The organism is Levilactobacillus mulengensis, assembly GCF_003946045.1.
GTDB classification, from domain to species: Bacteria; Bacillota; Bacilli; order Lactobacillales; family Lactobacillaceae; genus Levilactobacillus; species Levilactobacillus mulengensis.
Genome location: NZ_RHNW01000001.1, coordinates 293764 through 320168 on the forward strand (window position 1 = coordinate 293764; position 26405 = coordinate 320168).

At 51.7% G+C, this 26405-nt stretch carries 29 protein-coding genes and 1 tRNA gene; 11 read left to right on the forward strand and 19 right to left on the reverse strand.

The window, feature by feature from the left end:
* Positions 1-8: 8 nt before the first annotated feature.
* From frr to rpsB, 4 genes are all read right to left on the reverse strand, one after another.
* Positions 9-566: a ribosome recycling factor gene (frr, locus tag EKM84_RS01360; protein WP_125762886.1), complete on the reverse strand. Its 558-nt coding sequence runs from the start codon at positions 564-566 to the stop codon at positions 9-11.
* 2 nt (positions 567-568) lie between these two features.
* Complete coding sequence (gene pyrH, locus EKM84_RS01365) at positions 569-1291, reverse strand: UMP kinase (protein ID WP_125762888.1); 723 nt, start codon at positions 1289-1291, stop codon at positions 569-571.
* 264 nt (positions 1292-1555) lie between these two features.
* Positions 1556-2440, reverse strand: coding sequence for a translation elongation factor Ts (gene tsf, locus EKM84_RS01370; protein WP_125762890.1), 885 nt, complete (start codon positions 2438-2440; stop codon positions 1556-1558).
* 148 nt (positions 2441-2588) lie between these two features.
* Positions 2589-3386, reverse strand: coding sequence for a 30S ribosomal protein S2 (rpsB, locus tag EKM84_RS01375; protein ID WP_125762893.1), 798 nt, complete (start codon positions 3384-3386; stop codon positions 2589-2591).
* Positions 3387-3730: 344 nt separating this feature from the next.
* On the opposite strand from rpsB, the gene EKM84_RS01380 reads away from it, so the two are divergent.
* Positions 3731-4453, forward strand: coding sequence for an HAD family hydrolase (locus EKM84_RS01380; protein WP_125762895.1), 723 nt, complete (start codon positions 3731-3733; stop codon positions 4451-4453).
* Positions 4454-4721: 268 nt separating this feature from the next.
* On the opposite strand, the gene EKM84_RS01385 is transcribed toward EKM84_RS01380, so the two are convergent.
* From EKM84_RS01385 to EKM84_RS01395, 3 genes are all read right to left on the reverse strand, one after another.
* A complete protein-coding gene (locus EKM84_RS01385) occupies positions 4722-5717 on the reverse strand; it encodes a D-2-hydroxyacid dehydrogenase (protein ID WP_125762897.1) in 996 nt (331 codons plus the stop codon).
* An 81-nt stretch (positions 5718-5798) separates the two neighbouring features.
* Complete coding sequence (locus EKM84_RS01390; protein ID WP_125762899.1) at positions 5799-6068, reverse strand: GIY-YIG nuclease family protein; 270 nt, start codon at positions 6066-6068, stop codon at positions 5799-5801.
* Positions 6055-6801 carry a tRNA1(Val) (adenine(37)-N6)-methyltransferase gene (locus EKM84_RS01395; protein WP_125762901.1) on the reverse strand — a complete coding sequence of 249 codons (747 nt, stop codon included), beginning with the start codon at positions 6799-6801 and terminating at the stop codon, positions 6055-6057. Before EKM84_RS01395 ends, EKM84_RS01390 begins: the two co-directional genes overlap by 14 nt.
* Before the next feature lie 500 nt (positions 6802-7301).
* On the opposite strand from EKM84_RS01395, the gene EKM84_RS01400 reads away from it, so the two are divergent.
* A complete protein-coding gene (locus tag EKM84_RS01400; RefSeq protein WP_125762903.1) occupies positions 7302-7937 on the forward strand; it encodes a lysophospholipid acyltransferase family protein in 636 nt (211 codons plus the stop codon).
* A 462-nt stretch (positions 7938-8399) separates the two neighbouring features.
* On the opposite strand, the gene EKM84_RS01405 is transcribed toward EKM84_RS01400, so the two are convergent.
* From EKM84_RS01405 to EKM84_RS01420, 4 genes are all read right to left on the reverse strand, one after another.
* Positions 8400-10193, reverse strand: a complete 1794-nt coding sequence (locus tag EKM84_RS01405) for an ABC transporter ATP-binding protein (RefSeq protein WP_125762905.1) — start codon at positions 10191-10193, stop codon at positions 8400-8402.
* Positions 10183-11943 (reverse strand): ABC transporter ATP-binding protein, encoded by a 1761-nt coding sequence (locus tag EKM84_RS01410; protein ID WP_125762907.1) that lies wholly within the window; start codon positions 11941-11943, stop codon positions 10183-10185. Before EKM84_RS01410 ends, EKM84_RS01405 begins: the two co-directional genes overlap by 11 nt.
* A gap of 137 nt (positions 11944-12080) precedes the next feature.
* Positions 12081-12302, reverse strand: coding sequence for a YneF family protein (locus EKM84_RS01415; RefSeq protein ID WP_125762909.1), 222 nt, complete (start codon positions 12300-12302; stop codon positions 12081-12083).
* A gap of 99 nt (positions 12303-12401) precedes the next feature.
* On the reverse strand, positions 12402-12650 hold the full coding sequence (locus EKM84_RS01420; protein ID WP_125762911.1) for a DUF896 domain-containing protein: 249 nt from the start codon (positions 12648-12650) through the stop codon (positions 12402-12404).
* Positions 12651-12838: 188 nt separating this feature from the next.
* On the opposite strand from EKM84_RS01420, the gene lexA reads away from it, so the two are divergent.
* Positions 12839-13468, forward strand: a complete 630-nt coding sequence (gene lexA / locus EKM84_RS01425; protein WP_125762913.1) for a transcriptional repressor LexA — start codon at positions 12839-12841, stop codon at positions 13466-13468.
* Positions 13469-13539: 71 nt separating this feature from the next.
* Here the strand turns inward: lexA and EKM84_RS01430 are convergent, their stop codons facing one another.
* Entirely contained in the window at positions 13540-13980 is a 441-nt protein-coding gene (locus tag EKM84_RS01430; protein WP_125762915.1) for a nucleoside 2-deoxyribosyltransferase, read from the reverse strand.
* A 305-nt stretch (positions 13981-14285) separates the two neighbouring features.
* Between EKM84_RS01430 and EKM84_RS01435 the strand changes: the two genes are divergently transcribed.
* Positions 14286-14873, forward strand: coding sequence for a hypothetical protein (locus EKM84_RS01435; protein ID WP_125762917.1), 588 nt, complete (start codon positions 14286-14288; stop codon positions 14871-14873).
* 80 nt (positions 14874-14953) lie between these two features.
* Here EKM84_RS01435 and EKM84_RS01440 read toward each other — a convergent pair whose 3' ends face one another.
* Entirely contained in the window at positions 14954-16123 is a 1170-nt protein-coding gene (locus EKM84_RS01440; RefSeq protein WP_125762919.1) for a hydroxymethylglutaryl-CoA synthase, read from the reverse strand.
* 151 nt (positions 16124-16274) lie between these two features.
* Positions 16275-17156: a PPK2 family polyphosphate kinase gene (locus EKM84_RS01445; RefSeq protein WP_125762921.1), complete on the reverse strand. Its 882-nt coding sequence runs from the start codon at positions 17154-17156 to the stop codon at positions 16275-16277.
* A 176-nt stretch (positions 17157-17332) separates the two neighbouring features.
* Here EKM84_RS01445 and EKM84_RS01450 point away from each other — a divergent pair, with 176 nt between their 5' ends.
* From EKM84_RS01450 to EKM84_RS01465, 5 genes are all read left to right on the forward strand, one after another.
* A complete protein-coding gene (locus tag EKM84_RS01450) occupies positions 17333-17995 on the forward strand; it encodes a histidine phosphatase family protein (RefSeq protein WP_125762923.1) in 663 nt (220 codons plus the stop codon).
* 26 nt (positions 17996-18021) lie between these two features.
* Complete coding sequence (locus tag EKM84_RS01455) at positions 18022-18207, forward strand: PspC domain-containing protein (protein WP_125762925.1); 186 nt, start codon at positions 18022-18024, stop codon at positions 18205-18207.
* 143 nt (positions 18208-18350) lie between these two features.
* Positions 18351-18824 (forward strand): nucleoside-diphosphate kinase, encoded by a 474-nt coding sequence (gene ndk, locus EKM84_RS01460; RefSeq protein WP_125762927.1) that lies wholly within the window; start codon positions 18351-18353, stop codon positions 18822-18824.
* A gap of 92 nt (positions 18825-18916) precedes the next feature.
* Positions 18917-19084: a hypothetical protein gene (locus EKM84_RS14105; protein WP_164511268.1), complete on the forward strand. Its 168-nt coding sequence runs from the start codon at positions 18917-18919 to the stop codon at positions 19082-19084.
* A gap of 26 nt (positions 19085-19110) precedes the next feature.
* A complete protein-coding gene (locus EKM84_RS01465) occupies positions 19111-19599 on the forward strand; it encodes a cupin domain-containing protein (RefSeq protein WP_125762929.1) in 489 nt (162 codons plus the stop codon).
* 175 nt (positions 19600-19774) lie between these two features.
* Here EKM84_RS01465 and EKM84_RS01470 read toward each other — a convergent pair.
* The 3 genes from EKM84_RS01470 to EKM84_RS01480 form a co-directional block, all read right to left on the reverse strand.
* Positions 19775-19862 (reverse strand) — tRNA-Ser (locus tag EKM84_RS01470).
* Positions 19863-19914: 52 nt separating this feature from the next.
* Positions 19915-20313, reverse strand: a complete 399-nt coding sequence (locus EKM84_RS01475; RefSeq protein ID WP_125762931.1) for a TIR domain-containing protein — start codon at positions 20311-20313, stop codon at positions 19915-19917.
* Positions 20314-20453: 140 nt separating this feature from the next.
* On the reverse strand, positions 20454-20831 hold the full coding sequence (locus EKM84_RS01480) for a hypothetical protein (RefSeq protein ID WP_125762933.1): 378 nt from the start codon (positions 20829-20831) through the stop codon (positions 20454-20456).
* A 137-nt stretch (positions 20832-20968) separates the two neighbouring features.
* Between EKM84_RS01480 and EKM84_RS01485 the strand changes: the two genes are divergently transcribed.
* Positions 20969-21379: a hypothetical protein gene (locus EKM84_RS01485; protein WP_125762935.1), complete on the forward strand. Its 411-nt coding sequence runs from the start codon at positions 20969-20971 to the stop codon at positions 21377-21379.
* 582 nt (positions 21380-21961) lie between these two features.
* Positions 21962-23107, forward strand: coding sequence for a CynX/NimT family MFS transporter (locus EKM84_RS01490; RefSeq protein WP_125763260.1), 1146 nt, complete (start codon positions 21962-21964; stop codon positions 23105-23107).
* Between the two features lie 93 nt (positions 23108-23200).
* Here EKM84_RS01490 and EKM84_RS01495 read toward each other — a convergent pair whose 3' ends face one another.
* A complete protein-coding gene (locus EKM84_RS01495) occupies positions 23201-23719 on the reverse strand; it encodes an adenine phosphoribosyltransferase (protein WP_125762937.1) in 519 nt (172 codons plus the stop codon).
* A 22-nt stretch (positions 23720-23741) separates the two neighbouring features.
* Positions 23742-26132 (reverse strand): single-stranded-DNA-specific exonuclease RecJ, encoded by a 2391-nt coding sequence (recJ, locus tag EKM84_RS01500; RefSeq protein WP_125762939.1) that lies wholly within the window; start codon positions 26130-26132, stop codon positions 23742-23744.
* Positions 26133-26405: the final 273 nt, after the last annotated feature.

The window sequence follows — 26405 nt, forward strand, 5'->3', positions numbered from 1 at the left end:
GTAGGTGGTTAGTCGGTCATAACTTCCTTTTCCTTGTCGGCAGCAATCGTGTCGACACCCTTGATGGCCTTGTCGGTGACTTTTTGGACTTGGTCTTCCAGGTTGTGCAGGTCGTCATCGGTGTAATCGCCGTTCTTATGGCCTTTTTTGATGCTATCCATGGCGTCACGACGGACGTTCCGGACGGCAACCTTGCCTTCTTCGGCTTTGGCCTTAACTTGTTTAGCAATTTCCTTACGCCGTTCCTCAGTTAATTGGGGAATGACCAAACGCAGGGCAGACCCATCGTTTGCTGGCGTAATGCCGACATCGGATTCCAAGATACCCTTTTCGATGTCTTCCAAGGCCGACTTGTCGTAAGGCGTAACCAGTAAGAGCCGGGCTTCTGGAATGGTAATGGAAGCCACTTGGTTCAATGGCGTTGCGGCGCCATAGTAGTCTACCATGACCCGGTTTAAGATACTGGCGTTAGCCCGGCCGGCACGAATCGTTCCCAACTCACGCTTTAAGACTTCTTCCGCCTTTTTCATTTTTGATTCTGCTGTTGTAACTATCTGATCAGCCATAATTATTTACCCCTAACTGTTGTCCCAATGTTCTCGCCCTCAACGACCTTGCGGATGTTCCCCGGTTGGTTCAAGTTAAAGACGACAAATGGGATATCATTATCCATTGACAGTGAGCTAGCCGTCGTATCCATGACGTGCAGGCCCTTGTTGATAATATCTAACTGTGTTAATTGGTCAAACTTCACGGCGTTAGGATCCTTGTTGGGATCTGCTGAGTAGATGCCGTCAACCCCGTTCTTGGCCATCAAGATGGCATCGGCGTTGATTTCAGCTGCCCGTAAAGCTGCCGTGGTATCGGTGGAGAAGTAAGGTGAACCCGTGCCCCCAGCAAAGATGACAACGCGTTCCTTTTCCAAATGCCGAATGGCTTTGCGCCGAATGTAAGGTTCGGCAATTTGCCGCATCTCAATCGACGTTTGCACGCGGGTCGGGACCCCGATGGATTCCAAGTTATCTTGGAGTGCCAGTGCGTTCATGATGGTAGCCAGCATGCCGATGTAATCAGCTTGGGCCCGTTCCATACCCATCTGTTCGCCAGAAACCCCGCGCCACATGTTACCGCCACCAACCACAATAGCGATTTGAATGCCCAAGTTATAAACGCTCTTGACCTCTTCCGCTACGGTTTTAATTACTGGCGGATTGATGCCAAACCCCTTGTCGCCGGCCAAAGCCTCGCCACTGAGTTTCAGCATAATCCGTTTATACTTTACGTCCGCCATTGTGTTTCCTCCTATTGTATTCTGACAATAATTCTATCATAAACGGGGGGCCAGTGATAGTCAGGGCGCACGAAAACCTGATTTTCGTGACAATTCCTTACAAATTTCCCCATATTGGGGAAGCTTTCACTGACAGCGCCGCCAACTAAGTCTAGTGTAACGCAGAATCCCTGACTTGTTTTGACTTACTTTATTGCCATCATTATTCTAATTCCAGCAAAAAAGCGCAGACCCCCTCACGGAATCTACGCTTTTCTTTCGGAATTAACCGTTGATTTGGTCTTGAACTTCTTTGGCCAGGTCAACCGTTGGCTTTTCGATTCCTTCACCAACTTCGTAACGAACGAAGGTGACTAACTTGCCACCCTTGCTAGCAACGAATTGGCTGACAGTTTGGTCGCCATCCTTAACGAATGGTTGGTCAGCTAAACTGATTTCTGACAAGAACTTGTGCAGACGGCCTTCAACCATCTTTTCAACGATCTTTTCAGGCTTGCCTTCGTTGAGGGCTTCTTGCTTCAGAACTTCGCGTTCGTGAGCTAAGCGGTCAGCAGGAATGTCATCGCGAGAAACGAATTCTGGGTTGATGGCAGCGACGTGCATCGCAACATCCTTGGCAGTAGCTTCGTCGGCGCCTTCCAAAACAACCAATGCGGCGATTTGGCCACCTTGGTGTAAGTAAGAACCGAAGACTTGGCTATCCGTCTTCTTTTCGATAGCAAAACGACGTAATTGCACGTTTTCACTAGTTACTTGCGTGGTCTTAACGATTTCTTCGTTGATCGTTGAGCCATCAGCAGTTGGTAATGCCAAAGCAGCATCCAAGTCAGCTGGTTGCTTAGCGGCAATCGTGTCGGCAACTAAGTCAACTAAACCGTTGAAGGTGTCGTTGGTTGCGACAAAGTCAGTTTCTGAGTTGACTTCGATGATGGCAGCGGTGTTACCGTCAACCTTCACGCGAGCCAAACCGTTAGCAGCAACGTTGCCGCTCTTCTTCTTGGCCTTAGCGATACCCTTTTCACGTAAGAAGTCGATGGCCTTGTCCATGTCGCCGTCAGAGGCAACGAGGGCCTTCTTAGCATCCATCATCCCAACTTGAGTCTTGTCCCGTAACTCTTTAACTTGTGCTGCAGTGATTTTACTTGCCATGTGTAATGGCCTCCTTTTATCAATTCATCTAAGGCACCAAAAAAGACTGACTCAATCTCAGGCCATTATCGGTCCTAAACATTAAGCCAGCCTAAGGTGCTTTAAATCATATTTGGAAAGTCGCGGTTGCCCGCAACCTTGCATTTAATTACTTGTTGTCGCCTTCGACAGCGTTAACGATGCTTTCCATTGAGTTGTCGGTCTTCTTGTCGCCCTTAGCGGCATCAGACTTCTTTTCAAAGGTCTTTTCGTCAACTTGGTCTTCACCCTGACGGCCTTCAACAATGGCATCAGCCATCTTGGAAGTGATCAGACGAACGGCACGGATAGCGTCATCGTTAGATGGGATAACAACGTCGATTTCGTCTGGGTCAGTGTTCGTATCAACCATGGCAACGATCGGAATGTTCAACTTTTGTGCTTCGTGAACAGCGATTTGTTCCTTGCGAGGGTCAACGATGAACATAACGTCAGGCAGCTTAGGCATGTCTTCGATACCGCCTAAGAAACGTTCCAACTTGTCTTGAGACTTCTTAAGTAAGGAAACTTCCTTCTTAGGAAGAACATCAAAAGTACCGTCAGTAGCCATCTTCTTCAAAGACTTCAGACGCTTGATCCGAGTTTGGATGGTTTCCCAGTTAGTCAAAGTCCCACCTAACCAACGGTGGTTAACGTAGTATTGACCAGCACGGGTAGCTTCTTCTTCGATAGAGTCTTGCGCTTGCTTCTTAGTCCCAACAAACAGAACAACGGCGCCTTTAGCAGCTTCGTCCTTCATGTAGTTGTAAGCAGCGTCAATCAACTTCACCGTCTTTTGTAAGTCGATGATGTAGATACCGTTACGTTCCGTGAAGATGTATTGCTTCATCTTAGGGTTCCAACGACGGGTTTGGTGACCAAAGTGGACACCGGCTTCGAGCAGTTGTTTCATTGAAATAACAGCCATGATAAAATGCCTCCAAATAGTTTTTGATTTCCTCCCCCACGCTCAACTGACTGGAGAACTCGCAAGCGAGCACCCCTCCGGTCATCACGCGAGGTGTGAATTGGCGCATACGCACCGAAAGTAATTATACAAAATCTCTCGGCTAAACACAAGCAAAAGTTTAGGATTCTTGTCGAGCTTGTCCAATGACTGACGGGACGCCGTTCGTTAATTTCCCGTCTGATGGATTCTCTTAGTCGGCTGGTTAAAGCCAGAGCCGAACGTTAGTCCCCCTCATCCCAGAAAATTGGCATTTTTTAATAAGTATGATAAACTACCAAAGAACTAAATGAGGAGGAAACGAAATGATAAAAGCGGTCGTCTTCGATGTCGATGACACGCTCTATGACCAAAAGGCTCCCTTCGTGGCCGCCTTGGAACCACTAGTAACCAATTCAGAAACGCTCGATTTCACCCAGGCCTTTCAGGACTACCGGTGCCAAAGCGCTAGTGCCTACGACCAAGTCGCCAGTGGCCGCTGGTCGCACGAAGAAATGGCCGTCAACCGTTTGAACGCCACCCTGCAAAAGCAGGACGTCGCGCCGGTTGACAGTGCCACGGCATTAGCGTTTGAACACGCCTATGCCGCTGGCCTACAAGATATTAAACTGTTCCCGGGGCTGGCAACGGCCTTGGACCAACTGAAAGATCAATTTAAGTTGGGCATCATTACCAATGGTAAAACGCAACACCAACTCGCCAAGGTCATGCAATTGGAAATGCACCGGTGGATTGACCGGGACAACATCATCACGTCCGAGGAAGCCGGCTTAGCCAAGCCCGACCCCCAAATCTTTACGATGATGAATCACCGCTTGAACCTCCGTGCCACCGAAGTCGCCTACGTGGGTGACTGCTACGGCATGGACGTCAAGGGTGCTAAGCAAGCCGGTTGGCACGCCTTTTGGTTCAACCACCGCAACGCTGAAATGACCGATGGCGGCAACTGGATTCCGGATCAGACGGTCGGCGATTCTTTGGAACTGCAGGACCTCCTGCTCGCCCTCTCCGCCGTTCCTGAACTGTAGAACCGATTGTACTTTGTCTCTCGTTCCCGGCGGCGGTCTCAAGATGCCCTGCTTGTGGGGAACGGCTCCAGCCTGAGAAGCGTTCTTCCGCCTCGCCGGGCATCTTGGACCGCCTCTGGTCACTGACATTGCGCAACGGTTTACAGTTCCGTCTTAATTTGACTGATTTCGACCAACAACCCACTTGCTTGGTTCGGTCAGTCCTCCTAAATTAAAAAGTAAGCATAAAAAAAGTCGCTCAGCTGAGCGGCTTTTTTGCTAGCAATTTTTAGAACTTAACTTCGTTCTCGGCCTTGCCAGTTTCAATTAATTGTTTGTTGTTGTTCAAAGCGAACTGGACCATGTTCTTAACGGCCGTCTTGGTGTAGAAGGCGATGTGTGGCGTAACCAGTACATTTTCGCGCTTCATCAAGTTCTTCAGGCGTTCGTCAGGAATGGCGTCGAAGCTACCGAAGTCGGTGTTGAAGATGCCCACTTCGTCTTCGTAAACGTCCAGCGCAGCACCGGCAACCTTGCCGCTGTCGAGGGCCCGAATCAAAGCGTCCGTGTCGATCAGTGCACCACGGGCAGGGTTCAAGATCCAAACGCCATCCTTCATCTTACCGAAGGCGTCGTCGTTCAACATCTTTTCGTTATCCTTGGTTGCGGGGGCGTGTAAGGAGATGACGTCGGCTTGGGCGTACAATTCATCCAACGTATCCACGTAGATACCCTGCTTTTCCAGCTCTGGGTTGTGGAAGACATCGTAAGCAATCACCTTGGCACCGAAGCCTTGGTAGATCTTCATCGCTGCGCGACCAATCCGACCGGTGGCAACGATACCGACCGTCATGCTGTTCAATTCATCCGCAATGTCTGGGGCCCAAGTCAGGTCACCGTTGGCCTGCTTACGGTCAAACGTTGGTGTCCGCCGTAACAGACGCATCAATTGCGTAACTGTTAATTCAGCAATCGCTTCTGGTGAGTATGCTGGAACGTTGGTAACCTTGAAGCCGTTGCGTTTAACGGCATCGGCATCAACGTTATCCACACCGACATTCCGTAATGACAGATTGGTCACCCCATTAGCGGCTAACTTGTCTAAGACAGAGGCCGTGTAAGGTTTTTGTTGGTAAACCACTGCCCCGTCATAGCCTTTAGCAAGATCAACAGTCTTGTCGTCTAAGAGGTCGCCGACAGCCTTAACTTCAATCCCTTGTTCCTTGGACCATTGTTCCAAATAAGGTTGTTCGTCGTCACGAATGCCATAAGCAATAATTTTCACAGTAATTTCCTCCTCAAATTAATTTGAGACACTTTTTTGAAGCACGGGCATAGTGTAACACAGATAAACCAATTTTCTCCACTAAAGTGTTACCCCATGATCGGCTAGGTAGGCCAATTTCTTTTGCCGGCTCTGGTGCTTGAAGGCCCACTCCGCGTGTAAGGCATCGTGCTTGCTGTTAAATTCTTCACTATAGAGGACCTTCAACGGCCGGTGAACCTTCGTATACTTGGCCCCCTTGCCGGCTAAATGGGTGGCAAAGCGTTTGGCAACATCGGTCGTGAAGCCGCCATACAGGGAATTGTCCGCGCACAAGAGCACGTAGAAGTAGTACAACTTAGTGCTGGCCATAGAGTAACGCCTCCACTTCGGGCGTGTAATGGCCCTGCGCGTCGTAAACCGTGAGTGGCGTTGGGAACCGCAGTCCCCCGGGCTTGCCGTCCTTGATGGCTTCGACCAGGACCATGTTGGCCTCCTTGCCGGGCTTCGGGTGAACCAGCCGTACGCGTTTAGGGGCCAACCGGTTCGCCGTCATCAGCTCCAACAGCTGAAGCAGCCGGTCGGGCCGGTGAACAAAGTAAGCCTTGCCGTTCATCTTGAGCAAGCCACTGGTCGTTTCCACAATCGTTGCCAAATTAGTCAAAATTTCATGGCGGGCAATCGCCAGGTACCGGTTCGGATTCTTCTGACTGTCCGGCAGGTCTTCGAAATACGGCGGGTTACAGGTCACTACGTCCACCGAATCCTTGGGAATCCAGTCGTTCACCTGGGCCAAATCGCCCTCGTACACCGTCATGCGGTCCGTCAGGTCATTCAGGGCAATGCTGCGTCGAGCCATGTCGGCCAGCCGCGGCTGAATCTCCACCTCGGCCAACTGACCGTGCGTCTTGCTACTCATAAACAGGCCCACCGCGCCGTTACCGGCACACAGGTCGACCGTCTGACTGGTCGCGCGCAACGGGAGCTTGGCAAAATCCGCCAGCAATACGGCGTCCAGTGAAAAGGCGAAGACCTCGGGGCTCTGAATAATTTGAATATCTTGACTATATAATTGATCGATTCGTTCATCGGGTTTCAGGTTCACCGATAACGCCTCCGTTTCGTTAAAAGGTTTTTAGTTAAAATTAATTGGCTTGCGGTAATTGTTCGTTCCCGGCGGCGGGCTCAAAACGGCCTGCTATGGGGCCGGTTCCAGCCAAAGAACGGGCTTCCACCTCGACTTTGAGCCACAGTACGGTCTCAAAGGTCGTCCCGTGGACTAGGCTGAGAAAATTCCTCAGCCAAGGCCACCGACACAGCTGGCCATTTTGGCCCGCCTCTGGTCACTGACACTGGCCACTCTGCCACATCTTGCCAACCTGGCAACTCACTCTCTTAAATTGCCAGTCTATATTCCTCTGACATGGACTTGATGCTTGACCCACTCAAGCTAATTTTACCTATTCGGATCATCAGCCATCTGCCAGCCACCCAGTTGGATGTCACGCGCACATTTCTCCAGCATTTTCACAAGATAGCTTGCAACCCCGCGACTTTTTTTGCATACTAGAAACAATCAGTTTCATTGCGAGAGGAGTGTATCACATGTTTTATAAATTCTTACGGGGCGTGGTTTGTACGATTTTGTACATCGTCAATGGCCGGGCACGGTACGTTCACCAAGCTGACTTGCCGGACGGCCCTTACGTTTTGGTGGGCCCCCACCGGACCTGGTTCGATCCCGTTTATTTTGCCATGGCGGGTTATCCGCGCAAGTTTAGTTTCATGGCCAAAGAGGAATTGTTCCAAAACCCTATTTTCCGATGGTTGTTGAAACATGTCAACGGTTTTCCAGTAAATCGTGACCATCCGGGCCCTTCAGCCATCAAAACCCCGGTTCGCATTCTGCGTCAGGGTGATTTGTCGCTGATCATGTTCCCTTCAGGCTCTCGGCACTCCGCCGAACTCAAGGGTGGCGCAGCGGTCATTGCTAAGATGGCCGGCGTTCCCCTGGTTCCCGCCGTCTACCAAGGCCCCCTGACCTTCAAGCAACTCTTTTCCCGCAAGCCGGTCACGATTGCCTTTGGCACCCCCATCGTCATCGACCGCAAGATGAAATTAAACGAAGAAGGCCAAGCCGTCATCGAAAAGCAAATGCAGGCGGCCTTCGACAAGCTCGACAACGAAATCGACCCGAATTTCCACTACGTCGATGTCACGGGCGAAAAGAAAAAGGATTAATAAAATATTCCATGATAAAAGGGCTTCGTTAGTGTCTGGCACAGCATCTACTGTGACGCACTAACGAAGCCCTTTTTCGTTTCACTTTTAATTCAACTACCAGCAACCATTATGACAAAGTACATGAATGCCAACAGAGCATCTAAACATCTGAACACGAGATCAATAATTGTAGGCCAACATGAGCCGCAGAACTGGTTAAAATGTGCCCAGTGCAACCCGTTTTAGTGACCAGAGGCGGACCAAGGTTCCCGGCTGTGTCGATGGCCTTGGCTGAGGTTTTCTCAGCCTAGCCCATGGGACGACCTTTGAGACCGCTTTTGGGCTCAAAGTCGAGGTGGAAGCCCGCCTCTCGGGCTGTAACCGACCCCATAGCAGGGAACCTTGAGCCCGCCGCCGGGAACGAACATCCCCGCAACCCGGCACAGTTTAACCAGTCCGGAGGCGCTGTAGCGAAAATGATTAGTCCACGTGGGCGGCGTTTTGGAGTTGAATCATGTCGTAGTAGTAACCGTGTTGCGCCATCAACTCGTCGTTGGTCCCACGTTCCACGATTCTCCCTTGGTTCAAAACCAAAATCAAATCGGCATTCTGGATCGTTGATAACCGGTGCGCAATCGCAATCGTCGTCCGATTTTCTTGAATCCGGCTCAACCCGTTTTGAATCATGGTTTCCGTTTCCGTGTCGACGTTGGCCGTTGCCTCATCCAGGATCAGAATCTTGGGATCGGTGACCACCGTCCGGGCAAAGGTAATCAGTTGTCGCTGACCAGCGGAGTATTCGGTTCCCCGTTCCAAGACCGGCGTGGCATAGCCCTCCGGTAACTTGTCGATAAACTCATCGGCTTGAACGAAGTGTGCGGCCCGCTCGACCTGCTCGTCGGAGATATCCGGATTAAACATCCGAATGTTGGTTTGGATATCGCCATAGAACAACTGCGGTTCCTGCAAAACCAAGCCCATCTTAGCGCGGAGCTCGGCTGCCGGGTAATCCCGGATGTCGCGGTCATCAATCAAGACCTGCCCGGATTGGAACTCGTAGAAACGCATCAACACGTTGATCGTTGATGTCTTCCCGGAACCCGTTTGGCCAACCAAGGCAACCGTTTGACCGGGCTCGGCGACAAACGAGACGTCGCGCAGGACGGGATGCTCCTGGTCGTAAGCAAAGGTCACGTGGCGAAATTCAACTTTGCCGGCCGTGATCTTAGCGTCGGCGACAGGATGCTGTTGGGGTGCGAGCGTTTGGTCATCCAAGATGCGTAACACCCGGGAACCCGCCACCATCCCGTTTTGAAAGTCACTCAGGTTATCCATCATGTTGCTCATGGGACTGTAAAAGTTGTTCAAATACGTAATGAACGCATAAATCACCCCGGCAGCCACGACCTCATGTAGACCGCGAACACCGAAGATACCCAAGACAATGACGGTCCCTAACGCGTAAAACAGATTGATGATGGGGCTCAACAATAACGAGTTGGTCCGAATCATGTCGCGGCGGGTCCCGTAATAGGCCTTGTTGGTCTTCTCAAAGTTGGCTGCCGTCCGCTTTTCTTGGCGGAACTCCTGAATGACACTGATTCCCGTAATGGCCTCGGCCAATTTGGTGTTCAGTTCACTCAACCGTTCCCGCATCCGCCGGTAGACCTTGGAGCTGAAACGTTGGTAATACCAAATCGTCAGGCCCAAGAATGGCACCAGAATCAACGTCCAGAGCGCCACCTTCACATCCGTCACGTACATGGCGATGAAGGATGAAATCACGGCGAACAACGCCAACACCAGGGTGTTAAACAGCGCCCAGAAGTTGGAGAAGGTCATGGTATCGTTCATCAACCGTGACAGGATGGACCCACCTGGCGTTTGGTCAAAGTACCGCATCCCCTTACCATGTAAATCATGGAAAAGTTTGCGGCGCACATTTTCTAGCATGTACTCGGCACCCATGGTACTGGTATAGTTTTGCCAGAATTGGAAGACCGCCTTGACGACCATCCCGAACAGGTACAGGCCGGCGAACATCCACATAATGGCAATCGTGGCGTTGCTGGTCCGCAAATACTTGTCCATGTAAGTCCGGAGCAGCCATGGCAGGAAGACGTTCACGGCACTGATCAGCGCCGACAAGATGACGGAGCCGACGAAGAACCATTTATACGGCGCGGCAAAATGAAAGAGTCGCTTGACCACTGTCAGTTGTTCCTTGGTTGACATGCTATGGGCCCAAGCGGATTCGTGTGGTTTATCTGCCATCACTGACGCCTCCCTTCACCTGAGTTTCAAGTTGTTGTTGCGTAAACATGCGCTGGTACCAGCCGTGAGCCGCCATTAATTGGTCATGCGTCCCCCGTTCGGCAACGGCACCTTCGCTGAGTACCAGAATTTCATCGGCATTCATCACGGAACTCAACCGATGCGCAGAAATAATCGTGGTCTTGTTGGCCCGTTCGGCCTTCAGGTTGGCGAGAATTTCCGCCTCCGTTTCGGCATCGACCGCGGACAAGGCGTCATCCAAAATCAACAATTCTGGATTGATCAACAGGGCCCGGGCAATCGCTAACCGTTGGCGTTGCCCCCCGGATAAGGAAATCCCTTCCTCACCCACTTCGGTGTCATAGCCGGCGGGCAGCTTGGCAATTTGCCCGGCCAGATCACTCTTAGCCGCAGCCGCCTCGACCTGTTCTTGAGTCGCGTCCGGTTGGGCAAAGCGAATATTTTCAAAAATGTTCGAAGAGAATAGGAAGCTTTCTTGCGGCACGTACCCAATCGCTGGCAGATAGCTGTCTAGCGCATAATCTTTAATGGGGTGACCGCCAAAGTCAATTTCACCGGAATAGTTGTCAAACTCCCGTAAAATTAATTTCATAATCGTCGACTTCCCAGCCCCAACTCGACCCACGATACCCAGGGTGTGCCCGGCCGGCAGCTCGAAATCAATCTGCTTCAGGCTAGCCCCCCCGTTGTCTGGATAATCAAACTGGTTCACGTGGTAACTGATGGTTCCCTGTGGCCGTTGTTGAATCCCATCTTTTTGATCGATGATATGGGTCTTCTCGTTCAGCAGTTCCATAACCCGGTCGTAACTGGCATTGCCCCGTTCCATGGTGTTGAACAGCATCCCCACGGCAAACATCGGCCAGATCATCATGGCCAGGTAGCTGATAAAGGACACCAGATTCCCAATGGTAATGACGTTGTGGGTGACAAACAGGCCCCCAAGGACAATCGTGGCCACGTAGGAAATCGAGATGATCAGCGTGATGGCGGGGTCAAACATGGAGTCCAACCGGTTGACCCGGCGATTAATGCCAATGGTCCGGTCGACCTGGGCATCAAAGTCCGCCACGTCCGCATCGTCTTGGCCCAAGGCCTTGATGACCTTGATCCCACTGATACTTTCCTGGGCCTTGTTGTTCAGTCGAGAAAAGGCCGCTTGGGATTCGCCAAAGGCGCGATGAATCTTTTGCCCCAGATACCAAGAAACCACCGCCAACAGTGGAAATGGAATAATGGCTAAGAGGGTCAGCCGCCAATCAATTAAGGCCATCATAGCAATCAACGTGGTGCCCCCGGTAATAATGGCATCGGCGAACTGGAGAATCCCCCCACCGGCCACCCGTTGAATGGCTTCCAGGTCGTTGGTGGCATGGGCCATCAAGTCCCCGGTCCGGTATTTTTGGTAGAAGACCCGGTCCATTTTCATAAAGTGCCCGAAAAGTTGGTTCCGGAGCAGTTGTTCGAGCCGCGCAGCCCCGCCCCAAATGGCATTACGCCAAATGTACCGGGTCCCGTACTGGGCCAACGCCGCCAGCGTCACAAACAGCAGATCAAGTAGCAGCAGATGGCTCGTCATGGTCTGCCCGTGAATGCCGTCCACCATGTTCCCAATGATCCGTGGGGGAATAATGGCGATGATAGCCGTCAACAGGAGTCCGATGACCCCTATCAGATACCGTCGCCATTCCAGACGAAAGTACCAGGATAATTTGCGAAAGATACTCACGAACATCCCTCCTTAAAAATTAGAATATGATTAAAATATAGCACAGACTTTATCATTTTACTGGAATTTTCATAAAATACAATCAAAAAGACTCGCCTCCAGGAAATAAGCTGGAAGCGAGTCTCAATAAAGCCAATTTATTTTTTAGCGTTTTGTTGCATCGCGTTCATCATTTGATGAAGTTTTCGTTGTGAAGGCTTTTGCCCCATTTGCAACATCATTGCCCGTAATTGGTCTTCGTTAATTGGTGGATTGTCTTTCAGATAGTTTTCCATGTACTTCCGTGCGCCGAAAAAGCCACCCGCTGCGCAGGCCAGACCGACGACGATCACGATTAAGATCCAGATCCAAGTTGCCAAGTTCGTTCCCCTCCTTTGATGAAGTCATTCATTTAACAATTCTACACAAACTTAAAGGAAATTAAAAGAGCGAATCCCAAAAAGGACCCGCTTCTTTCCTTAATCGTCACGTAAACCTTTGTTACGTTGAATCTGCCGGACCTTTTCAGGGGTAACTTCCTTACCATCCTTGTTGTAGACCTGCAGCATTTCAACTTGGCTACGGAAGCTCTGCTTGAATAACTTCAAGTATTGTTGGCGTAAGTCAGCGCGTTCGCTCTTTTCGGCCTCGGTCAAGCCTTCAGCCTTGTTCTTGTGTGCCAGCTCGTTGATCCGGGCCAGCAAGGTGTCCATTGTCGTGTCTGCCATGAACGACCCTCCTTTAGTTTCGTTATTTTGGTGGGTATTAACCCCGCTTTTTTCAAGTCACGGTCTATCATATCAGGGTTAATTTTAGATTTCAACTTATTTACCCGAACATCTGTTTGAAAATGTTCGGTCTGTATGCTACACTAACACTAAACTATACTACGAATGACGAACGAGGTGGCAGAAAAATGAGTAAAGCTTCTGAAAGCAAACAAATCGCTGTTCTCCGCTTCATTTGGGAACGGGTCAATGAAAAAGGGTATCCGCCAACCGTCCGGGAGATTGGTGAAGCCGTATCGCTCTCATCGACCTCTACGGTTCATGGCCACATCGCCCGCCTGGAAAAAAAGGGCTTGCTGGTCAAGGACCCGACGAAGCCCCGGGCACTAGAAGTTACGCCCGCCGGTTTAGAAGAACTGGGCGTCCATGAAGAACAGACGCGAATTCCAGTCTTAGGCACCGTGACTGCCGGCGAACCGATTCTGGCCGTTCAGGAAGCGACCGACTACTTCCCAGTTCCCCCAGAATTTGAAAACGACGACGATCAACTCTTCATGTTAACGATTCGCGGCGAGAGTATGATCAACATCGGTATTTTAAACGGTGACCAGGTCATTGTCCGCCGGCAACAATCCGCGGACAATGGTGATGTCGTCATCGCCATGACCGAAGAAAACGAAGCCACTTGCAAACGATTCTTTAAGGAAGCCGATCATTTCCGGTTACAACCCGAAAATGATACCATGGCCCCCATCATCTTGAATCACGTCAGCATTTTAGGCCGCGTTGTGGGTCTCTTCCGTGACGACGTTCACTAATAAAGTAAACTCAAAATCACCCGCCACAGTTCATGTGACGGGTGATTTTTACGTTCGTGGGTTATTTGAGACTAGATAACTTTCCCTTGGTAGTGGCTTTCGGGAAGCGTCGCAAAGTCATAGGCCGCCAGTGATTCGGCTTCGCGTAAGTAGGCATGCAGACCTTCCGCCAACATCAGATTTAAAATGGTGTCTTTTTCGTGGAGAACGACCACCGGCTTCTTGCTGTGGAAGGCGTAGCCAATTTCAAAGGCCGTGCCAGAATCCACTTGGTCATCCACGAAATCGACCAGGGCCACCACAACGTCGGCCTGGTCAATCTGGTGGACATCCATTTGGAAGGTTTGGGTGGCCCACTCGGCCGTGCCCATTTCTAACCCAGGAATCTCACTCAAGCGGGGACTAAAGACATTGGCGACCCGGGGATTGGCAGCCAAGGCCTTTTCCGCGCGTTCAATCCGGGAAATTTGTTCGTCATCAAAGAAGGGACCTGCTAAATAAACGTTCGTCACTCTAATCTCCTCATTTCTCTCTTTATTACGATTAATTATAGCGGAAATGTTAACTCTTGGCGACTATTTTTTGATTAATATTCGGTTATAATTCACATAATCCGGATTTTAACTGCTTGCCACCTCGAATTATTCGACTTTAAACCTTTTTTCACGAATCTTTTGCCCCTTAACCGCCCTGCAAGTTAACTAACGGTATTCATCTCAGCGCGGTTGTTTCATTCTCTAATTCATTCATGCTATACTGGGACTAATTAAACGGCGGTTGACCTAACAAGCCGCCCTAACCTACGGAGGGGTGCATCATGTTTCTAGGTATTACTATTTTGGGGATTATCTTCATTGTTATCACTGCGTTTTCCGTCGTCAATGCCAGTCGGCGGGGAGAATCCAAGCGCAGTTCCATCATCGTTTTGGTTATTACCATCCTGGTCACCGTGGGCGCAATCACCCAGTTGCCCTTCTGGTCAGCGTCCTCGACTCATGACAAGACGACTCAGACCAGCAAGCAATCATCACTAAGCTCGCAATCCGGCCAAGCCTTCTCTGCAAGTGACAAGACGGCCACTCGTGCCGACAACGAAAAACAAGTGAAGACACAGTTGGCCAAGTCCCTGGTCAAGCTGGGCACCGTCACCTTCGATCACGCCAGCAAGACCTACACGCTGACCCTTACCAACAAAAGTCTCAAGAAAACCATCAAGGGCTTAAAGGCCGACCCGAGTCAGGCCAAGGCGGCCAAGTGGCCAAAGTTCGTCGACAACTTTACCAAGACCAGTCAATCGCTCAAGAAGGCCCTCGGTCCCGGTTATCGGCTGGTCATGCGCGTTGGTGATCAGTCCCCCGTTCTGGTGTTTAAGGACGGGTACGTGACTAAGAATATCTTTGAATAGACATGATTAATGCATACAAAAGCGTTGCCGTCATCCATATTGGCTGACAGCAACGCTTTTTATTTGACCATTTTTACAAATTATTGCTGACGATACTGTCGTTGCTCGTGCTGCCGACCGGCCAGATAATATGGCGCCGTTTCCTGACCCACGGCCAGTTGAACATCGCGGCTGTCGTTTGGCAGTTGCGCGCGATAAATTTCTTCATACTCCGCGACGCTCACGACTTGGCGATCCGCCAGTTGGTTGGCCAGAAAAGTCTCGTCAAACCCCTGCTGGAAGGTCGGTTGCACGGTGCCGCTGAAGAACTCGCCCTCAGCGCCCGATCCGTAGCTAAACAGCCCCAACCGTTCGCCGCCCTGTAGACCGCCGTGACGTAGTAATGACAACAGGCTCAGGTAAAGCGACCCCGTGTAGAGGTTGCCGACTTCCCGGTTATCCGCCTGGCTGGCCTCAAAGGCCGCGGTCAACGTGGCCTGTTGCGCACTCGTGGCCGTCGGCAGAATCTGTCGGAGCCCCTTCCGCCCCATCTTGGTAAATGGCAAGTGGAACACGAACGCGGAAAAATCCGCAATCGTGCGGTGCGTTTGGACCTGGTAGTCGTCCCAAACCCGCTGGAAGAAGTCGAGGTAGACGTTGGTTGAATATTTTCCATCTACCAATGCTTCGGTCCGGTAGGTTGGCCGCCAGAAGTCCATGACGTCGGCCGTATGGTAACTGCTGATGGCATCCAGCGCCAAGATTCGCGGATTGGCCGTTACCAGCATGGCCACGGCACCACCACCCTGGGTGACCTCACCAGCCGTCCGTAACCCGTAACGCGCGATATCGGCCCCGATGACCAGCACCTTCGCCGTGGGTCGGGCGCGGACAAAATCGGTGGCTAGCTGCAACCCAGCCGTCGCCCCGTAACAGGCCTGCTTGATTTCCACGGCCCGCGTGTTGCTGGGCAGACCCAGTAGGTGGGCTAAGTACACCGCCGTGGCCTTGGAATTGTCGATACCCGATTCCGTGCCGAAGAGGACCATGCTGATTTCTGCCTTAGTGGCTGGCGTTAAGATTTGCTCGGCCGCATTGGCTGCCATCGTGACCACATCCTGCGTTGGGGGAATCACCGCCTGTTTGGACTGGCCGATCCCAATTAAATATTTGTTTGGCTCAGCCCCTCTGGCGTGAGCGAGGTCCGTCATATCCAAATAAAGTCCGGGCGTATAAAACCCCAGTTTGTCGATTCCTACCGCAACGGTCATCGTCTGAATCCTCCTAAGTAAAATCACTGAAATTAAGTTACCGCTACTTTAGCATTTATTAAGGGGATAAGGCAAATTTATCGCCAATTGTATCATACAATTCAGCCATATTGAACGCGGTATCATGTACTGATATCATGCATATTGTCAGTTACAATTCTCCCTCTTTTAGCTGATGCAGGGTGGTCTTCAGCTTTTCCTTCGTCTCCTGTGAAACTTTCGGGTAAGTTGGGTGGATATTCTGAAGCCGCTTGACCAAAATGTTGGAGACTAACAGGCGAGCAACACCCTTGTCATCGGCCGGAATTAGGTACCAAGGTTCCTTCTTTGTGGCCGTATTTTCCAACATCTTGGTATAGGCAACTTGGTAGTCCTCCCAAAAAGCCCGTTCCTGCATATCGCTGGGTGAGAATTTCCAGTTTTTACTAGGAATTTCGATTCGCCGTTCGAAGCGGTTCGTCTGCTCCTCACGGGAAAGGTGCAAGAAAAACTTGATGGTGATAAAGCCTTGGTGACGCAAGTACGTTTCAAAATGCCGCAGATCATGGTACCGGCGGTCAAAGAATTTATCACCCACGTCGTCCAACGTCTCGACGCCAGGGAGATTTTGTTTCAACAACATTTCCGGATGGACCCGACTGATCAGGACGTCCTCGTACTGCGACCGGTTGAAAATCCGAATCTCACCGCGTTGTGGCAATGCCTGGTTGATCCGCCAGAGAAAATCATGGTCCAACTGGAGATGGGTGGGTTGCTTGAAACTGACGACACTCGTACCGGAGGGGTTCAACCCGCTGAACACGTGCCGAATCAGGCCGTCCTTCCCGGCGGTATCCATCCCCTGCAAGATGATGATGACCCCGGTCTTCTTCTGGGAATACAACCGACTCTGCAGGTCACTCAACGTCGCCACATTGGCCTCCAAGGCATTGGTGATGACCGCCTGTTCGGGCACGTGATCGACCCGGGTGGCTAACTGACTAAGATCGAGGGGATGGTCCCCCATATAACGATAACTACTTTCAGTACTCAATACGCATCGCCTCCTGTTATTAAAAAGCATAGCATTCTTTACGCAACTTGGCGCTGGCAAAACCCTTAAAATTTGAAGATTTTTCATTTCAACGGCTAAATGGGTGCGCTCACCGCGTGGCATTGCTATACTAGGTTTGTAACCACTTACTAAGTTGATGAGGGAGTTTTGAAAAAATGAAGAAAATTACCGCGTACTTCGTGCGTCACGGGCAAACCATGTTAAACCACTACAACAAAGTTCAGGGCTGGATCGACTCTCCCCTGACCGAAAAGGGCCGTGCCGATGCCAAACGCGCCGGTGAACAGCTCAAGGGTGTTCCCCTGACCGCTGCCTACAGTAGTGATTCTGGCCGGGCCATCGAGACCGCGCGCATTGCGCTGAAACAAAATCCTGAAAACATGAATATTGTTTCTTACCAATACCCCGAATTCCGGGAACAGTGCCACGGTTACTTTGAAGGCAACGACTTGAACCAGATGTGGCAGTTCGTCGGGGCCCAGGTCAAGCTGACCTCTGAATCCGACGTGCTGGGAACTTACGGTTTGGAAAAGGCTCGCGACCTGATTCACCAAGCCGACCTGTACGGGGAAGCCGAAAGTAACGACATGTTCTGGACGCGTTTGGACCGAGGCTTTGATAAGTTGCGGGCCAACTCCAAGGATGGCGACCAAGTCTTAGTCGTTTCCCACGGGATGACGATTCGGTCCATCGTTGACCGCTACGCCCCTGAACTCGACGAAGGGATTGCCACCATCAACGGCAGTATCACCAAGCTGGAGATCACCGACGACACGATTCACGTCGACTTCTTCAACAAAACCGATTTTCAATCTTAAAAATTATCTAGCGGGAGGGATTTCTCATGAAAAATATTCACCGTTCACTTAATAATCGCGTTTTTGCCGGTGTCATTGGCGGACTAGCGGAACACTTTGGCTGGAACGTCGGAGTGGCTCGCGTCCTTTTCGTGGTCTTAGCCATTACCCCCGCCTTTCCTGGGCTAATCGCCTACCTGATTCTCTGGATGATCATGGGTGATCCAGAATAGCGTTAAGCTCAAGCAGTTGCCGTTTTGACGGGAGCTGCTTTTTTAGTTGACGTGGCTCATAGAATCCCCTACAATTTAAATTGTAACTTGTTAGGTCATGAGCAATGAAGTTCCGTTGTTCAAAATACAAGGAGGTCTCTATCATGGCAAATTCAGAAAAGACTTTGGTACTGGTAAAACCCGATGGTGTCGCAGAAGGCCACATCGGCGAGATTATTTCACGGCTAGAAAGTAAGCGCTACCAAATTACGGCGTTAAAAGTAGTCCGCGCAACTCCTGAACAACTTGAAAGGCACTACCGCGATCAGGTCAACAAGCCCTACTTCCATGAAATTGAGACGTACATGACGGAAGGTCCCCTGGTGGCCATCATCGTTACCGGGACCGATGTCGTGAAGGCCGTCCACAATTTAGCCGGTAAGACGCGGCCCAACGATGCCCAGCCTGGCACCATTCGGGGCGACTTTGCCCACGAATACCCAGATGGCATCTTAAGAAACATCGTCCACACCTCTGACAGCCGCGAGAACGCGCACCATGAAATTGCGATTTGGTTCCCCGAACTGGCCGTCGAAGCCCATCAACAAGTTGCCAAGAAACAAAAAATCACCGAATAATTAACCAAACGGGTCTGCCAACCGGCGACCCGTTTTTTGTGCCCGCTTGACCACGAGTTCTGCTATAATCAAGGACAAGGTGGTGAACAGACATGACATTTCCCGAAGATATTTTTGAAGCTGCCGCCTACGAATGGCTCAAGCAGCAAGACCTGACGAAGCGGACGCCCAAGGAAGTTACCAATGCCTTGAACGAGGCCATCAAGCAGGCCAAGGGAATTTCCAAATCGACCCAGACACCCTGGGGGGAAGACCAGTAAGCACAGCTTTTAAGGAGGCAACTTTGATGACCGGTAAATTAACCTACATTGACGCACTGGCGCTCAAGCCACATCCTGAGGGCGGCTGGTACCGTCAAACGGCTCATAGCGACGAGCAGTTCTTTGACAACACCAGTCAAGACGCGCGGTATCACTACACGTCGATCTACTTTTTGCTCGACAGCGCCAACCCCTCTCACTTCCACCAGCTCAATCACGATGAACTGTGGTTTTTCCACGACGGTGCGGCCATCACGATTCACTGCATCGCACCGGATGGCAATTACTACCACGTGACGGTAGGGCCAGATGTGCTGAACGACGAGCGGCTCCAATTTACCGTTCCCCGTGGCACCCTCTTTGCGGCTGAAGTCACGACGCCCAATGCCTTTTGCCTGGTGAGTTGCGTCGTCGCCCCGGGATTTGATTTCCGGGACTTTACGATGCCGGCTAAGGCGGACCTGTTGCGGGAATATCCTGGGTTGGATGAGGTTATTGCGCGGTTGGCGGATTAGGGATTGGTTCGCAGTCCGTTTAGACCACGATATTCAAGACTAATTGAAAATCAATCATTTGCATCATCCCACTAATTTAGTTTGGTGGGATTTTTTAGTTGAAACAAAAAAGCTGTGTGGTCATTTACCCCTAACAGGCAAGTGATCACACAGCTCAAACGTTCAATTCAATTTAAGGAGAGTACAGGAATTGAACCTGCGCGCCGGTATTAGCCGGTTCGACGGATTTCGAGTCCGTTGCATTACCACTCTGCCAACTCTCCAAGTCACTACTTAATATATTTTACCAATAATGACTATAAATGCAAGCCTTGTTTAAAATTTTCGTTGAATCAGCGCAATAGGATCAAACGGATCGATCCACACCGGCTTGGCCGTCAACAGGCCCAACGGCGAGATATTGGTCGAATCAACCTTGGCGGCCAACACTTGTTTATCCGCCTCGTAGGCCGTCGCAATTTCCCAGTCCGTCCACTCGGATTGCCACGTCTGCCGGCTAACGATCACCAGGAGTTGGTGGGCCTGCTTGATTTCCTTACGGAGTTGACGCCGCACTGCACCGGCCGCCCGCGTTTGAAACTTGATGGGCGGTTCTTGCTCGTGAAAGCTGAAACTTGGGAACTCCCAGTCCTGGTCCGCCCACTTCTGGAGTTGAAGTTGAAATGAATGGGCCAACGGATCAGCGGACTGGTAACTAATAAACAGGTCACTCATAAGTCAAACTCCCTTTCCAATTAACTTGGCTTAAGTATAACCGGCTTAAAAGTCAAAACGATTACAGAATGATGTTTTTCTTATAAAAGCTATATCTCGATTCTAATTTTATTTCCCACATAAATAATTGAGTCATTAGCTTAACGTCCCAAATAATGAAAATCCGGATCCCGCCCCTCGGTATAGCAGGCAAACGCCTTGGTCAATTCATTGTGAAACGTCACCAAAATGGCTGGTGTGGCCCAGGTTGAGGCCGCCCAAAAGACCGTATCGTCGGGTTCGCGATTGTCATTAGGGTACCGGTAGTAGCCCCACTGTTCATCCCAAATGGTGCCCTGCGTGTTCAACCAATCCTCGGCCAGTCCTGCCTGGACGACCGCCATAACATCCCCATTGTCCCGTATCAGCGCGGCTAACTTCTGCCAGTCTAGTTGCCAGTCATGTAGCTTAGGGGCCTGCTGGCGGCTTCCCAGGGGCGTATACCGCAATTGAATTGGGGTTAAGTCAACGAAATCCATCCGATCACCTTCTCACTCCCTATTTTACCCGGATGCCGACACTTTTCCAATTCGCCGCTAGCTTGTCCGTCACTGGAAGGGTACACTGAGAGCGAGGGGTTAAGCCCCAATCGTTGTTATTCTGGGAGGAATTTTACATGTTCAAGAAGTCACTCTTACTCATCGTTGCGCTATTAACCATTGGTGGTGGCACCATCGCAGCCGCACCCATCGTTCCGGCCGAGGCCGCGACCCATCACGTCATCAAGTGGCATGGCAAGGAATACCGGTCTAAATACACCGTCAAACAGATGCGGCGGAAGTTCCATTTGAAATATTACAAAACTAAAGATATCGCTCACGTCACCTGGGTCCACAACCTATTCACGGGCATTTCCAAGGGCGCTAACGTTCATACCGGTTCCGCTGCGGAATCTCATGCGCACGGGGCCGTCACCCACAAGGGCCGTTATGCCATGTTTATGACCGATCAACTCGACGGCGGCAACGCTTACAGCCTAGAATACATCAACCTGAAGACGGGGAAACACTACCACGACCAGGCCTAACGCGCTTGCCGCGAAACCGGTTAACTTGCTATACTTAAGGTGAAGTCTTGGGAGAAAGAAGGGGTTGCCGTGTCACCCACTGTTAAAATTAGTGTCCTGGTCCTCATTGTGATTGGCCTGGGCATTGCGCTCTACAGCTACTTCTTGTCGCGCAAACACTAAACCCACGTTACCTAAGGCGTTTGAGACCTACTCAAGCGCCTTTTTTCGACCCCCAATTTTCACTGAGCATATTCATTGCAAGTCGCAACCAATTGGCCGATAATATAACTACAAGCTAATCAAATAGATTAGTTGATAAACACATTTTCTCCCCTTTTGCACCGCCCACGGATTCCGCACGAATCTTGATTCACCCCCAATAGTCCTCCTCAACGGGCTGTTTTCTTCGTTAGTCAGGGTCGCCTCCCACGGCCCTGACTTTTTTATTCGGCCTTTTTTAGGTGGCGTTTTCAGGTCTATACTGATTGGTAACGGGTTAAGTTTGCAGTGTCATTCTGTTTTACCTAAGCAACTCATCCCAAACTTTCCTAAGGAGGAACCCCCGTGTCTCAACCCAAACGTTCCTGGTTTCTATTCAGCATGATGCTGATTGCCGCCAACTTGCGGCTACCTATTACCCTGATGCCGCCACTACTGCCTAGCCTGGAAAAGACGTTGCACCTACCCAGTTCGCTGGCCGGCCTGTTAACGTCGATTCCGCTGGTCACCTTTGCCATTTTTTCACCGATTATCGTAAAGTTAGCCCACCGCTGGGGCAACGAGCGGACCGTCTTCACCCTGTTTCTGCTGTTGATTGCCGGCAGCTATCTGCGGATCATCCCCACGATTGCGGCACTCTTCCTAGGCACCTTTCTGGTCGGCATCGGCGCCGACAGTGGCAACGTCCTGATTCCCGCGTTGATCAAGGCCCACGTTCCCGACCACATTCGGCTAGGAACCAGCCTGTACACGCTCTCGATGCTACTGGTCGGTGCATTGGGCACCGCTGCGGCCGGTTACTTAATTTCACACGTCAGTTTTGGTCTGACCCAAGGCCTATTAGGACTGCTCAGCATCGTGGCTGCCCTGGCCTGGTTACCAAATTTACGCGGTCACCGCCCAACGACCTTGAACGCTGAACAACGCGCGGCCAAGCCCCACTACCGGAGCGTCTGGCAGCAACGGTCCGGCTGGTTGATCACCCTGTTTTTCGGCCTACAATCGCTGGTTTACTACGTCCTGTTGACCTGGCTGCCTAGCATCCTCACCGCACATGGTGTCTCGACCATCGTGGCCAGTAACTTGCTGACGCTCTTTCAACTGAGCGGGCTGCCCTTGGCCTTCCTGGTGCCCTACCTCTACAATCGCCGCCATGGTCTGGCCACGTTGCTGGCCATCATGACGCTGGGTTACGTGGTGGCGCCCCTGACCTTCTTGGTGCCCACCCAATCACTGGGCTTTCTCACCACCATGGCCCTGATTAGCGGCCTCGGTTCCGGTGTCGCCTTCAACCTGTCGATCATGTTCTTCACCGAGAAGACCACCAATCCGTATCAAACGGCGGCCATCTCCGGCATGGCGCAATCGGCGGGCTACCTGCTAGCCGCGGTCGGACCAATTCTCTTCGGTTTCTTAAAGGAAACGACCCACTCCTGGACCCCGGTCATTGGGCTTTTGGTGGTATTCGCCCTGGCCCTGACACTCACGGGCATCGTCGTCCAACGCCACGGCTCCATTACGGATTAACCATTTCCCGATAACTTCAAACAAAAGGCTGGCACCAACGTCCCTCCGCGGGGGTCGTTGATGCCAGCCTTTTAAGTTAACCTATTTTAACGCTTAGTATTCCATCAAGCTAAAGATATCGTAGCCCTTAAGCTTGTCGCGACCATGCAGGTCCTTCAACTCGATCAAGAAGGCCGTGCCGACAACGATGCCGCCCAAGTCTTCGACCAATTGAATCGTGGCCTCGATAGTCCCACCAGTCGCCAGTAAGTCATCAGTCACTAAGACCTTTTGACCTGGCTTGATGGCGTCTTCGTGCATGTACAAGGCGGATTGGCCGTACTCTAAATCGTAGCTGGCCTTGACCGTCTTGCGGGGCAACTTACCCTCTTTACGGGCAGGGGCAAACCCAATGCCCATTTCGTAAGCCACCGGACAGCCGACGATAAAGCCCCGGGCTTCTGGACCCACGACCATTTCAACGCCCTTGCCCTTCGCGTAATCGACGATTTCATCAGTTGCCGCGTGGAAGGCCTTGCCGTCCGCCATTAACGGGGAGATGTCCCGGAACATGATGCCCTTTTCGGGGTAGTCCGGAACGCTTGCAATATATTTCGTAAAATCAGTTGCCATAAGATTAAGTAGCTCCTTTATATTAGGTCAATGAGGCCTGGAGACGTTGCACGAGTGCCGCGGTCGGACAGCTTAAAAGCGCGTCTTCCGTCTGCACCTGCTGTTGTCTGAGTTGGTAACTCGGGGCCGTAGTCAAATCCTTGTGCTCCGGGTGCGCCACACCATTCATGATACCGTGATCGATTGTGATGAACCCACACTCGAAGAAGACTTGAATCATGAAGACTAACTGGGTCCGTGGTAACCGCAAAAATGTGGCTAACTGGTCCAGTTGGTGCCCCACATCGACTTGTTGATGTGTTGCAACGAACTTAAACAGTTTAGCATATTGCGCGCGAGTTGGCATCCCTAATTGCGAAAGACTTTCTTTCTTATAGAGATAAGCCGTGACCTGTTGCGGTTTTAGCTCGGCCAAAACGCGGGTCAAATCACTCGTATCATCCGGACAGTCAACGATAAATGCCGGCGTGTCGGCTGGCAATGGCTGCTGAACCGAGCCATCGACTAAGAGCGCCGTGGCCCCGGTCGGCAATTGCCGCGCCAGTTGTTGATACACGTTGCGATGGAAGAAGACGTAGACGCCAAACGCGGCAAACATCGCCTGATTAAGACGGGTCGTCCGGGCATCCACGACCCGGTCAGTCGCTGGGGCACTGGTTGCAGCCTGTGGTGCGGTCGGCTGCGACTCAGCCACGGTGGATTCGGCCGTTACGGTAGTCGTTAATTTCAAATCCTTGACCATCACCTGTAGGGAATGCCGTCCCTGCCACACATTATCTTCGATGGCACCCAGCACGGCGGCATCGCTCGGTGCAGCCGTCAGGGCAGGCACATTCTTGCCGGCGCCGAACTGAATCGCATTGAGTTGGTGCTGGCCTTCTTGTAATTGGAATTTCAAATGGGAATGGTCCTGCCCAATGGCCTTGATCTGCGTCAAGGTCGCCGACTCAAAGGCAAACAACGGTTGCAGGTTGTCCGTCCCAAACGGCGCCATCTTGGCCAGTTCCTGGTAAAGCGGCATCGTGACGTCGGCGACCTTTAACGACGCGGCAACCGCCAATTCGCTAGGACCGCTCTCGGTCAATTTCTGCGTCCCCGCTTCGGCATCCAAGGCGTCCGCTAAGACCCCTAATTGGTCCTCAGGGAAGGTTAGTCCCACAGCCATGTGATGACCCCCAAAAGCCGTCATCAGGTCTCTGTGACCGTCTAAGGCCGTAAATAAGTTAAAGGCCTCGACACTTCGACCAGACCCCTTGGCGCGGCCATCCTGAATGTTGACGACCAGGGTCGGCTTACCCGTGGTTTCCACGACCTTGCTGGCCACAATTCCCAGCACCCCTTCGTGCCAGTCATGTCCGCTAATGATCAGGGTCGGCCGGTCACGGTGATCCGCATCGGCCGCTTCCGCCAACGCCGCCGCACTGATCTGTTTGACCAGGTCTTGGCGGTGCCGGTTCTTTTGTTCCGTGTCCTTGGCCAACGACTTGGCCCGTTCGTCGTCCAACGTGGTCAGTAACTCAACGGCGGGACTGGCGTCGTCCAAGCGGCCTAACGCATTCAATCGCGGGGCAATGCCGAAACCGATCGATTGCTCGTCCAATTCGGCGGGCTTCAACCCGGCCCCACTCATCAGCGCCTGTAAGCCCGGCCGTTCGTCCTGCTTTAACAGCTGGAGGCCGTAGTAGACCAGTACCCGGTTTTCATCGACCAGGGGGACCAAATCGGCCACGGTCCCAATGGCCGCCAGGTCCAACAGGTCTTGCGGAATCTCTTCGCGTAAGGCCTGCGCGACCTTGAAGGCCACCCCGGCCCCAGACAGGCCCCCAAATGGGTATTCCGCGCCCGGGTAGCGGGGATGAATAATCGCATAGGCCGCCGGCAATTCTTGGGGCAGTTCGTGGTGATCGGTCACCACCACGTCGACCCCGGCTTCGTTGGCCGCGGCAATGGCCTCGTTCCCGGCCACCCCGTTGTCCACCGTCACGAAGAGTTGGGTCCCTGCCGCAATCAGCTTTTTAAAAGCCGCAACGTTGGGACCATAGCCGTCAGTGAACCGATTCGGGATATAGTAGTTCACCTTGGCTCCCATTTCGTTCAACGTTTCATATAGAATGGACGTGCTCGTGACCCCGTCAGCGTCATAATCCCCATAAATGGTGATCTGTTGGTCGGCGCCAATCGCGTCTTCGATTCGCGCGACCCCCTTAGCCATATCGTGTAACAGGTTCGGGTCATGGAGTTGTTCGGGTCCCGGATTCAAAAAGGTGTGGACCGTTTCCGCCGTCTGATACCCCCGGTTCCACAGAATCTGGGCGACGATTGGCGAAATACTTTCCGCCTGTGCTAAGGCCTGGGCCTCGGCTGACGGCTGATCAACATGTTTAATATTCCATTGGTACTGTGCGGCAATCACCAGCAAACCATCCTTTCCAAACTAAATCTGTGTGACCAACGTTCAAATAGAAACGGACGCCACAGAAATTAGTGTTGCGTTCAGCGCTAATCCCTGCAACGCCCATCGATTGAGAACGTTGGCCTTCTACTATTTTCCTGGGTACTTGGTTGCGCTTCGTTTGCGCCTCCGGGATGGTGAAAATAGGCCGGGACGCTGTGGGCGCGCGTCTGGAGCCAAGGAACGGTCTCCAGACTTACTTTGAGCCTCATAGACCGAGTCTCAAAGATAGCA

Coding starts and splice junctions, on each gene's coding strand:
- rpsB (WP_125762893.1), bottom strand. CDS start 3,386: ATGGCTGTTATTTCAATGAAACAACTGCTCGAAGCCGGTGTCCACTTT.
- EKM84_RS01450 (WP_125762923.1), top strand. CDS start 17,333: ATGAAGAAAATTACCGCGTACTTCGTGCGTCACGGGCAAACCATGTTA.
- tsf (WP_125762890.1), bottom strand. CDS start 2,440: ATGGCAAGTAAAATCACTGCAGCACAAGTTAAAGAGTTACGGGACAAG.
- EKM84_RS01400 (WP_125762903.1), top strand. CDS start 7,302: ATGTTTTATAAATTCTTACGGGGCGTGGTTTGTACGATTTTGTACATC.
- ndk (WP_125762927.1), top strand. CDS start 18,351: ATGGCAAATTCAGAAAAGACTTTGGTACTGGTAAAACCCGATGGTGTC.
- frr (WP_125762886.1), bottom strand. CDS start 566: ATGGCTGATCAGATAGTTACAACAGCAGAATCAAAAATGAAAAAGGCG.
- EKM84_RS01475 (WP_125762931.1), bottom strand. CDS start 20,313: ATGAGTGACCTGTTTATTAGTTACCAGTCCGCTGATCCGTTGGCCCAT.
- EKM84_RS01420 (WP_125762911.1), bottom strand. CDS start 12,650: ATGGCAGACACGACAATGGACACCTTGCTGGCCCGGATCAACGAGCTG.
- EKM84_RS01390 (WP_125762899.1), bottom strand. CDS start 6,068: ATGGCCAGCACTAAGTTGTACTACTTCTACGTGCTCTTGTGCGCGGAC.
- EKM84_RS01490 (WP_125763260.1), top strand. CDS start 21,962: ATGATGCTGATTGCCGCCAACTTGCGGCTACCTATTACCCTGATGCCG.
- EKM84_RS01485 (WP_125762935.1), top strand. CDS start 20,969: ATGTTCAAGAAGTCACTCTTACTCATCGTTGCGCTATTAACCATTGGT.
- EKM84_RS01440 (WP_125762919.1), bottom strand. CDS start 16,123: ATGACCGTTGCGGTAGGAATCGACAAACTGGGGTTTTATACGCCCGGA.
- EKM84_RS01380 (WP_125762895.1), top strand. CDS start 3,731: ATGATAAAAGCGGTCGTCTTCGATGTCGATGACACGCTCTATGACCAA.
- EKM84_RS01480 (WP_125762933.1), bottom strand. CDS start 20,831: ATGGATTTCGTTGACTTAACCCCAATTCAATTGCGGTATACGCCCCTG.
- EKM84_RS14105 (WP_164511268.1), top strand. CDS start 18,917: ATGACATTTCCCGAAGATATTTTTGAAGCTGCCGCCTACGAATGGCTC.
- EKM84_RS01465 (WP_125762929.1), top strand. CDS start 19,111: ATGACCGGTAAATTAACCTACATTGACGCACTGGCGCTCAAGCCACAT.
- EKM84_RS01455 (WP_125762925.1), top strand. CDS start 18,022: ATGAAAAATATTCACCGTTCACTTAATAATCGCGTTTTTGCCGGTGTC.
- EKM84_RS01435 (WP_125762917.1), top strand. CDS start 14,286: ATGTTTCTAGGTATTACTATTTTGGGGATTATCTTCATTGTTATCACT.
- lexA (WP_125762913.1), top strand. CDS start 12,839: ATGAGTAAAGCTTCTGAAAGCAAACAAATCGCTGTTCTCCGCTTCATT.
- EKM84_RS01495 (WP_125762937.1), bottom strand. CDS start 23,719: ATGGCAACTGATTTTACGAAATATATTGCAAGCGTTCCGGACTACCCC.
- pyrH (WP_125762888.1), bottom strand. CDS start 1,291: ATGGCGGACGTAAAGTATAAACGGATTATGCTGAAACTCAGTGGCGAG.
- EKM84_RS01405 (WP_125762905.1), bottom strand. CDS start 10,193: ATGGCAGATAAACCACACGAATCCGCTTGGGCCCATAGCATGTCAACC.